The 8892-nt window shown below is 39.6% G+C and carries 9 protein-coding genes; 8 read left to right on the top strand and 1 reads right to left on the bottom strand.

What is annotated here, in order from left to right; translation table 11 throughout:
• Nucleotides 1-124: 124 nt before the first annotated feature.
• The 4 genes from DDE80_RS06760 (at nucleotide 125) to DDE80_RS06745 (ending at nucleotide 5448) form a co-directional block, all read left to right on the top strand.
• Nucleotides 125-1264, top strand: coding sequence for a restriction endonuclease subunit S (locus tag DDE80_RS06760; protein WP_161952287.1), 1140 nt, complete (start codon nucleotides 125-127; stop codon nucleotides 1262-1264).
• A gap of 14 nt (nucleotides 1265-1278) precedes the next feature.
• Entirely contained in the window at nucleotides 1279-4308 is a 3030-nt protein-coding gene (locus DDE80_RS06755; protein ID WP_108306912.1) for a type I restriction endonuclease subunit R, read from the top strand.
• Between the two features lie 281 nt (nucleotides 4309-4589).
• A complete protein-coding gene (locus tag DDE80_RS06750) occupies nucleotides 4590-4949 on the top strand; it encodes a hypothetical protein (protein WP_108306911.1) in 360 nt (119 codons plus the stop codon).
• 28 nt (nucleotides 4950-4977) lie between these two features.
• The gene (locus DDE80_RS06745; RefSeq protein ID WP_108306910.1) at nucleotides 4978-5448 is read left to right on the top strand and encodes a glutathione peroxidase; all 471 of its coding nucleotides are present in this window, start codon (nucleotides 4978-4980) and stop codon (nucleotides 5446-5448) included.
• Nucleotides 5449-5494: 46 nt separating this feature from the next.
• Here DDE80_RS06745 and DDE80_RS06740 read toward each other — a convergent pair whose 3' ends face one another.
• Nucleotides 5495-6136, bottom strand: a complete 642-nt coding sequence (locus tag DDE80_RS06740) for an HAD family hydrolase (protein WP_108306909.1) — start codon at nucleotides 6134-6136, stop codon at nucleotides 5495-5497.
• Between the two features lie 66 nt (nucleotides 6137-6202).
• On the opposite strand from DDE80_RS06740, the gene DDE80_RS06735 reads away from it, so the two are divergent.
• From DDE80_RS06735 to DDE80_RS06715, 4 genes are all read left to right on the top strand, one after another.
• Nucleotides 6203-6502 (top strand): DUF3784 domain-containing protein, encoded by a 300-nt coding sequence (locus tag DDE80_RS06735; protein ID WP_108306908.1) that lies wholly within the window; start codon nucleotides 6203-6205, stop codon nucleotides 6500-6502.
• A 16-nt stretch (nucleotides 6503-6518) separates the two neighbouring features.
• A complete protein-coding gene (lepB, locus tag DDE80_RS06730) occupies nucleotides 6519-7100 on the top strand; it encodes a signal peptidase I (RefSeq protein ID WP_108306907.1) in 582 nt (193 codons plus the stop codon).
• A gap of 84 nt (nucleotides 7101-7184) precedes the next feature.
• Nucleotides 7185-8147, top strand: coding sequence for a phosphotransferase enzyme family protein (locus tag DDE80_RS06725; RefSeq protein WP_108306906.1), 963 nt, complete (start codon nucleotides 7185-7187; stop codon nucleotides 8145-8147).
• 400 nt (nucleotides 8148-8547) lie between these two features.
• The gene (locus DDE80_RS06715) at nucleotides 8548-8781 is read left to right on the top strand and encodes a thymidylate synthase (RefSeq protein WP_108306904.1); all 234 of its coding nucleotides are present in this window, start codon (nucleotides 8548-8550) and stop codon (nucleotides 8779-8781) included.
• Nucleotides 8782-8892 lie beyond the last annotated feature (111 nt).

The following is an 8892-nucleotide window of genomic DNA, read 5'->3' as shown; positions in this document are numbered from 1 at the left end:
TCCTTTGTATTGGATTTGGATGGTTTACTACCGCCCAACCAGTATAAAGGATTTTTTGTGCCTGGATTATATGACAGAAAATTCAGTTTAATATGATGCGTTGAATTATTTTAATGCGACGCTAGTGAAATTAGGTATATATATTAATAAATCAAATAATTATATTTCTAAAAATACTGCTACTATAAATAAATTTACAGTTATCCCATCAAAATCAATATTAATAGGTAAAATAGGTGAGGCATTAAAAAGGAATCACAGAAAGATTAATTTATCAGAATGTATGATAGATAATAATATGATGGCATTAGTCCCCAAAGAAAATGAATTATTCAGTTATTATCTTTTAACCACAATAGATATGTTTTGGTTTGATAATAATGGCACAATACCAAGTATAAATAGTAATAAATTAAGGAATTTTAAAATTCCTTATGTAAATAAAACACTTCAAAAAAACATTGTAGAAATATTGAATAAAAAAACTCGAAAAATCGATAAGCTAATATCATCAACCCAACAATCCATCGAGGAACTAAAAAAATACAAACAATCACTCATCACAGAAGCGGTGACAAAAGGCTTAGATCCGAATGTGGAAATGAAAGATAGTGGGATTGAGTGGATTGGAAAAATACCAAAACATTGGTCAATTAATCGTATTAAAAATAAATTTACTTTGAATAAAGGATTAACGATTACAAAAAGTGATTTAAAAGATAAAGGCATTCCTGTAATTAATTATGGTGAAATACATTCAAGGTATGGATTCAGATTTGATACCAAAATACATCCGGTAAAAAATGTAGATGAAGAATATTTAATCAAAAATGAGAACTCACTAATAAAGAAAGGTGATTTTATTTTTGCTGATACATCTGAAGATTTGGATGGCTCGGGGAACTTTACTTGTTACATAGGAGATACTCAGTGTTTTGCTGGTTCACATACGGTCATATTAAAACCAAGAAAAAATATAAACCATTTATATTTTTCATACTTGTTTGAATCACTAGCATTTAGAGCACAGATACAAGAAAAAGTACAAGGAATAAAAGTGTTTAGTATTACGCAAGGAATATTGAAGCCTTTAACATTAATTATTCCTACTGAACAAGAACAAGAACAAATCGTCTCCTACTTAGACGAACAAACATCTCGTATCGACAAGCTGAACGCTGATAAAACAAAAGTAATTGAAGAACTTGAAAGCTATAAAAAGTCTTTAATCTATGAATATGTAACAGGAAAAAAAGAAGTGTAAAGGGGGTAAGCTTTATGTTGGAGAAAAAGGAAATTCGCTTTGAGCAAGATATTGAAACTGTGCTAACAAGTGAAGGTGGTTGGCAGTCTGTTCGGTTTGCAGATACCAACTATAATCCTTCTATTGGAATGGATGCTAGTGTCTTAATTGATTTCATTCAAGAAACCCAACCACGTGCTTGGAAGCGGTATGTTTCTATTTATAACGAAGCTGCGGAAGACCGTTTTGTAAGGCGTTTTAATGAAGAAGTAACCACACATGGTTTACTACATGTGCTGCGCAAGGGAATTCGTGACCGTGGTGTTCATTTCCGTGTCATTTATTTCCGTCCCGTTTCTTCCATCAGTTACGATAACTTGAAATTATATGAAGCGAATCGCTTTCACTGCATTCGTCAATTTTATTATAGTGCAAACAATCGTAACTCGATTGACATGGTACTCGCTGTAAATGGGATACCACTTGTTGCCCTAGAGCTTAAAAACCAATATACAGGTCAAAATGTCCAACATGCAAAACTGCAATTTGAACAAAATCGTGACCCTAGAGAACTTGTTTTCCAGTTTAATACTCGTTTTCTCGTATATTTTGCAGTAGATCATTATGATGTCTTTATGACAACGAAATTAGCTAGAAACAAGACGTATTTTCTGCCATTTAATCAAGGCTCCCATGGTCCAGGAAATGTGGGTGGTGCAGGGAACCCAGCTAATCCTGAAGGTTATCCAACTGCCTATTTATGGGAAGAAGTGTTAAAGCGCAATCAACTCATGGATATTATCGAACGGTTTATGAATCTGGAAGTAAAGAAAAACATTCTTATTTTCCCACGTTACCATCAGCTAGATGTCGTGAAAAAGTTAGTTGCAGATACGAAAGAATATGGCTCTGGAAAAAATTATTTAATTCAACATTCAGCAGGGTCAGGAAAATCGAATAGTATCGCTTGGCTAGCTTATCATTTGGCTTCTTTACATAATCAAGAGAATGAGCCAATCTATAGCTCTATCATTATCGTGACAGACCGAACTGTTTTAGATAGGCAGTTACAAGATACATTACTCAGTTTTGAACATACGACTGGTCAAGTTGAAACAATCGGAGATAATAAAACGTCCCAACATTTAAAAGATGCTATAAATGATAGAAAGAAGATTATCATTACAACCTTGCAAAAATTTCCTGTCATTTACGATGAGATAGAAAGTGTGGCTGGACGAAATTTTGCCATCATTGTGGATGAAGCACATTCCTCTCAAACAGGATCAAGTGCACAAAAGTTAAAGCAAGCCTTAGCAGATAAAGAAGCATCTTTAAAGGAATACCAAGAAATCGAAGAAGCAATTGAAAACCAATCTTTAGATGATCAAGACAAATTAGTGCAAACACTACTTTCGCAAGGTCAGCATAACAATTTGAGCTTCTTTGCCTTTACAGCTACACCGAAAGAAAAAACAGTTGAAATGTTCGGTACAAAACAAAAAGATGGCAGCTATCGACCATTTCATATTTACTCCATGCGTCAAGCGATAGAAGAAGGGTTTATTTTAGATGTCTTAAACAACTATATGACCTATAAGGCTTCATATCGTATAGCAAAGGAAATAGAAGAAAATCCTGAATTACCAAAAACGGAAGCTGTGCGAGCGATTGCTAGATATCAGTCCTTCCATCCGTGGGTATTAAGGCAGAAAACAGAAATTATCATTGAACAGTTTAGAGAAGTAACGAAAAAGGCGATAAACGGACGAGCAAAAGCAATGATAGTCACATCATCCAGATTACATGCTGTCCGCTATATGAAGGAATTTAAGCAATATATTGAAGAAAAGAGTTATGAAGATTTAGATGTCCTCGTTGCTTTTTCAGGGACAGTTAATGATGATGGCGAAGAATATACGGAACCTAAACTAAATATCACAAAGTCTGGAGAACGAATTCAAGAAAATCAATTGAAAGAAACTTTCCATAGCGATGATTTTAATTTACTGATCGTTGCAGAGAAATATCAAACAGGCTTTGATGAACCATTACTTCACACGATGTTTGTCGATAAGAAATTACGTGGTGTGAAAGCAGTACAAACTTTATCACGCTTAAATCGAACCATGCCAGGTAAAAAAGATACATTTGTTTTAGACTTTGTCAATACAGAAGAAGAAATATTTGAAGCTTTCCAGCCTTTCTATGAAGCGACAACATTAAAAGAAGAGATTAATATTAACCTTATTTATGATACACAAAGTAAATTAAGAAAGTTTTATGTTTATAATGATGACGACATTAAACAAGTAATGAAAATCAATGAACAAGCAGGTAATAAACAAGACGAACGATTACTTGGCAGATTATCCAGCTTATTCAAACCAATACTGGGTCGTTATGAGGAACTAGAAGAAGATGTGCAATATGATTTTAGGGTGACATTACGTAATTTTAATAAGTGGTATAACTACATTGCACAAATTGACCGAACTTTTGATAAAGATTTACTAGAGGAAAGTATCTTTACAGGTTTCTTACTTAAGTTTATCCCCAAGGAAAAGCGTGAAAAGATAAGTATTGATGATAAAGTAAAATTAGAATATTACAAATTACAAGAAGACTTTCAGGGAGAAATATCGCTTATAGCAGAAGATGATGGAAGCGGTATGTTAGAACATCCAGGTACTGTAGATGCGACTGTTAAACCGACAGATGAACACGATACATTGGAGGAAATTATCCAAAGAATCAACGAACGTTTTCCAGAAGATTTTACGGAGGGTGACCGAGTCTTAGTAGAAACAATGCACCGTACCCTTAGAAAAAGTGCAGATGCAAAATTAGTAAATATGGCAAGGAATAATAGTGTAGAAATGTTTGAAAATAATTTGTTTAAAGAACAGTTTCAAGACTTTATTATTGAACAATATACCGAAAATCAATCTGCATATGGAAAATTATTTGATGCTGACCAATCATACTACAATACGATTTATTCATTTATTGCAAAAGATTTATACAAGTGGTTAAGGTCACAAACACCTGATAATTATGCTTAAATATCAAATTGTTAATTTAGAGTTAAAGTGGTCCATGTTTCATAAAAAGCGGGATGATTAGAGTGGAAGTTATTCAATTAAAGTGGGAAAGTCCTTTTCCTATCGAAGATTTAAGGGCACTAAACAACTATGAAACGGATTATGGCATCTATCAAATTTATGGAAATCACCTTGTCTACGGAGAAAATGTTCTTTTATAAGGTGATGAACAAGCGTAGGCAACCCGCCTACGCTTGTTGTGTGGTAGTATAAAAACAAACATCAGGGAGGAGGTGCGCAAAGTGGAAGAAGGCGTGCGTGACGGGCTTCTCGCCGTAGTAAGTTTTTGTGCTGTGCTACTTGCGGCGCAAACTTCATCCCTTAGTGAAGTGATCGGTGTAGCGCGTGATAATGTGTCCTATACCATTTTAAGTACAGTGGCGATTAATGGTTTATTATTATACGGTTATCAGCGCGGGCAAGTGTTGGCGAAATATACGCTCGTCGTATTATTTGGTATACATATGTTATCTGCTTTTGCGCTCGTTTCAGTTAGTATGTCGATGAATGTGAGTGGCAATGCTTTTGTCTTAATGACGAGTTTACTTTGTATGGCAATGACGCTCGGTTGGTACCGCACGGTGTTTTCGGAGCAGCGTTAGCGGGTAATGATAAGGAGGAGGTGATAAAATGAGTATTTATGATATTACTGTAACACGTGAAGATGGTACAGCACATACAATGGCAGACTATAAAGGCAAGGTGCTGCTTATTGTTAATACAGCAACAAAATGTGGGTTTACCCCGCAGTTTAAAGAGCTAGAAGCGCTGTATGAAACGTATCAAGATCAAGGGTTTGTAGTGCTAGGTTTTCCGTCTGATCAGTTTAAACAAGAGCTTGCGACAGGCAGTGAAGCGGCAGCCGCATGCCGTTTAGATTACGGCGTGACGTTTCCGATGCATGAGCTCGTGAAGGTCAATGGCAGCGACGCACACCCGCTGTTTCAGTATTTAACGGAACATACGAAAGGCTTTTTAGGCAGCAGTATTAAATGGAACTTTACGAAGTTTTTAGTCGGACGTGACGGCGAAATTATTGCGCGCTACGGCTCGAAGGATAAGCCGATGAGCTTTGAAGAAGATATTAAAAAAGCATTATAAACGCAAAAGTATCAGCCTGCTTCGCGCGGACTGATACTTTTTTCGTTTAGGCAATCGTTAATAATTCTTTCATCGAAGCGATGAGGTGTGTCGGTTTTTCGGCAGCGAGCTTTTCTGCGCCGTGACTACCCCAGCTAACACCACATGAGGCAACGCCAGCTGCGTGAGCCATTTGAATATCAAATGTCGCATCGCCAATCATTATCGTTTCGGCTTTTGTTAAGTTAAAGCGCTCGACTAATTGTAAAATGCCTTCAGGATGTGGCTTGTAGTGGCTCACATCGTCAGCGCCTGTAATCGCGGTAAAAAAGTGTGCGATATTTAGCGCTTGTAAGTTGCGCAGTAAAACGTGCGTGCTTTTACTAGAAACGACAAACAATGGCTTGCCGCTAGTATAAAGCGTTTGTAGAACGTTGACGACCTCAGGGAATAACGTCAGTGAACCTTGTTCAAACTGTTTATAATAGCTACGAAACGTCGTTAGTAGCGTCTCAAATGTAGTAGCATCGAGCGGCTCACTGGCCATTTCCATAAAGGAAATCTCGATGGGGATGCCCATATAGTGCGCAATTTGATCGTCGCTTGGTACGACTAAATCGAGCGCTTGGTATGCGGCTTGGGTAGCGAGCACGCTGCATTTTTTAGAATCGCCTAACGTGCCGTCAAAATCAAAAATATAGTTTTTCATAAAAATCACCTCGGGCTATAGTTTAACGCAATTTGTTTCATGTTACTATTAATAGGGGTGATTAAAATGATAGAACTACTAGTAGCCTTAGTATTTGTAGCGTTCGCCGTCGTATTACTGCGCGGTAAAGGTGCTTTTTTAATCGCAGGCTATAATACGATGAGCGAGGCCGAACGAGCGCAGTACGACGAAAAAAAGCTGACGCAATTTATGGGCAAATTTATGCTCGTGGTGGCGCTTTGTTGTGCGCTCCTTGCGCTACATATTGCATGGGTTACCTACGTCAGCATTGGGGTTATATTAGGGGGCACACTGTTTGTCGTAATTTACGTTAATACCGGTGAGCGCTTCAAGTCAATTGGTTGAAACGACAAGGTCTAGGATGCTACAATACGAATACAGTAAAAAAGATGGAGGCTATGCGCTCGTGGATCAACCGCTACCTGAAAAAAATCCGTTCTTTAGCTTAATCGCCACGGTTGTTATAACAGCGCTCATTGTACTACTCGTGAAGCAATTTGTGCTGACGCCTATTAATGTCAAAGGGATGTCGATGGAGCCTACGTATACGGACCGCGATGTCATTTTAGTCGACCGTATTTCGACAGGCTATGGCCGTTTTCAGCACGTGGTGTTTAAATCGCCTTACACCGCGGATGAATGGTATATTAAACGCCTTATCGGCTTGCCAGGCGACGTAATCGAAATGCGCGATGACGTGCTATATATTAATGGCCAGGCGTACGATGAACCGTATGTCAAACGTGCAGATAAACAGTTATATTTGCGTACGACCGAAGACTTTGCGCCTGTTACGGTGCCAGAAAACAAATATTTTGTGCTTGGGGATAATCGTATAAAAAGTAAAGATAGCCGGCACTTTGGCTTTATTGATAGCGATATTGTCGTCGGCAAATCACTCGCAACGATCTACCCATTATCACATTTACAATGGGCGCAATAAACGTTTACTTATAGAGAAGTAAACGTTTATTTTTCGTAGTGCGCGCGCTATAATAGGAAAAGAGACAAAAAGGAGCAATCGTTAATGAGAGATGACCCAATTATGGCGCCCTTTTACGAAGCGGCACGCCAGGCGCTTAGCGACTACCGGTTGCAGGCGCCTATTCGTTTACTCGAATATTCCGAAAATGCCACGTTTATCGTCGACACGACACCGCCGTATGTGCTACGCATTAATCGCCCGACGTACCATAGCGCTGCGCAAATCGAAGCCGAAATTCACTGGTTGCATGATTTACACCGCGCGTTACCGTTTGCGGTATCACGACCTATTCCTAAAGCGGACGGCGGCTATATCGGCAAGCATACGCTAAACGGCATCACCTACCATAGCACGTTATTTACGTTTGTAGCGGGGCAAGCGCCTGCAAAAGCAAGTGTGGCGGTATTTGAGCAGCTCGGCGAAATTACCGCACAGTTTCACGCCCATAGCGTCGCTCATCATGCGCGTTACGCGAGTTACAACCGCCCGCACTGGAATGAAGCGACCATTTTAGGCGAACAAGCCAAATGGGGACGCTGGCAGGACGGGAGAGGTATGACGCCACAGCGCATCGCCTACTACGAACGAGCGGTGGCCCTAATGCGCGCGCGCCTTGCACAGTACGGTAAAAGTAAAACGCGTTACGGCTTAATTCATGCGGATTTACGTCAAGCTAATTTACTGATGGAAGCGGGCGAACTCAAAATTATTGATTTTGATGATTGCGGCTTTAGTTGGTTACTGTATGATTTTGCGGCAGCGATTAGTTTTATCGAACACCAGCCGTATGTGGCGGATTTACAAGCGGGGTGGCTGAAAGGGTATCGGCGTTTTCGCGCGTTATCAACAGAGGATGAAGCTATGCTTTCGACGTTTATTTTACTGCGACGTTTGCAGCTCATTGCGTGGATTGGTAGCCGCACCAATGCGACGACCGAACAGCTCGGTGCACAGTATACGTATGATAGCGATGCGCTCGTGGCGACGTATTTACAAAAAACCTAAAGGCGCACGTAGCACCTTTAGGTTAGGCCCACCAGATTGATAGCACAAAAATCGACCAAAACGAGGTGCCAATACATAAAAAGATGGCGAGTACAATGTACAAGGTGACGCCTACGCTTTTCAGTTGCGCGCGCGCTTTAATCGCGTAATACGGCGCAAAAATAAAAAGTGCAATGCTCAGTAGGGTCAGAGCTGTTAAAACGAGGCGTATGTGATACATTGATAAAAAGGACAAGGACTGCGCGATATGTTGCCCAAAAAGGCCGAGTATTACCGCTAGTCCTAAGCTGCCTAAAAGTATGCTGTGCGTTTTCACTTACTATCACTTCCTTACCTTTACTATAAGGGAAAGGGCGCGACCCACAAACTAATATGCACGCAAAAAAGGAGAGAATTACAAATGAATGTGGCATTTGTTCATAATCAGTCAGGTGAGGAGCTGCTGACGATGCAATGCACCGACGTCGCAGGCTTGCTTGCGGCCGCTAAAGGCGAAAGCATCACGTTTCCGCGCGGCCGTTTCGTTTATGATTACCATACGCTCGATCATTATGTTGAAGATGGTGCCATTTACCAAGAGCTAGTTATCTATATGGAAGTGCTTGATTTTGTACGCGAAATGCCCGAGGTGTAACGCAAATTCTCGCTCAGATGTACAGCGTTTTTTGTCAGTGAGACAGCGGAATTGAATTGTATCAAAAGACCCAGTAAAAGTAGGTTTACAGCCGCATTTCTTTTGTTATAA

Source organism: Metalysinibacillus jejuensis, assembly GCF_003057615.1.
GTDB lineage: Bacteria > Bacillota > Bacilli > Bacillales_A > Planococcaceae > Metalysinibacillus > Metalysinibacillus jejuensis.
The sequence above is the reverse complement of the archived record's forward strand: the minus strand, read 5'-3'. Positions and strand labels throughout refer to the sequence as shown.

Bases quoted from the DNA above. Each gene is read 5' to 3' on its own strand.
- DDE80_RS06745 (WP_108306910.1), top strand. From the start codon at position 4,978: ATGAGTATTTATGATATTACTGTAACACGTGAAGATGGTACAGCACAT.
- DDE80_RS06725 (WP_108306906.1), top strand. From the start codon at position 7,185: ATGAGAGATGACCCAATTATGGCGCCCTTTTACGAAGCGGCACGCCAG.
- DDE80_RS06740 (WP_108306909.1), bottom strand. From the start codon at position 6,136: ATGAAAAACTATATTTTTGATTTTGACGGCACGTTAGGCGATTCTAAA.
- DDE80_RS06735 (WP_108306908.1), top strand. From the start codon at position 6,203: ATGATAGAACTACTAGTAGCCTTAGTATTTGTAGCGTTCGCCGTCGTA.
- DDE80_RS06715 (WP_108306904.1), top strand. From the start codon at position 8,548: ATGAATGTGGCATTTGTTCATAATCAGTCAGGTGAGGAGCTGCTGACG.
- lepB (WP_108306907.1), top strand. From the start codon at position 6,519: ATGCTACAATACGAATACAGTAAAAAAGATGGAGGCTATGCGCTCGTG.
- DDE80_RS06755 (WP_108306912.1), top strand. From the start codon at position 1,279: ATGTTGGAGAAAAAGGAAATTCGCTTTGAGCAAGATATTGAAACTGTG.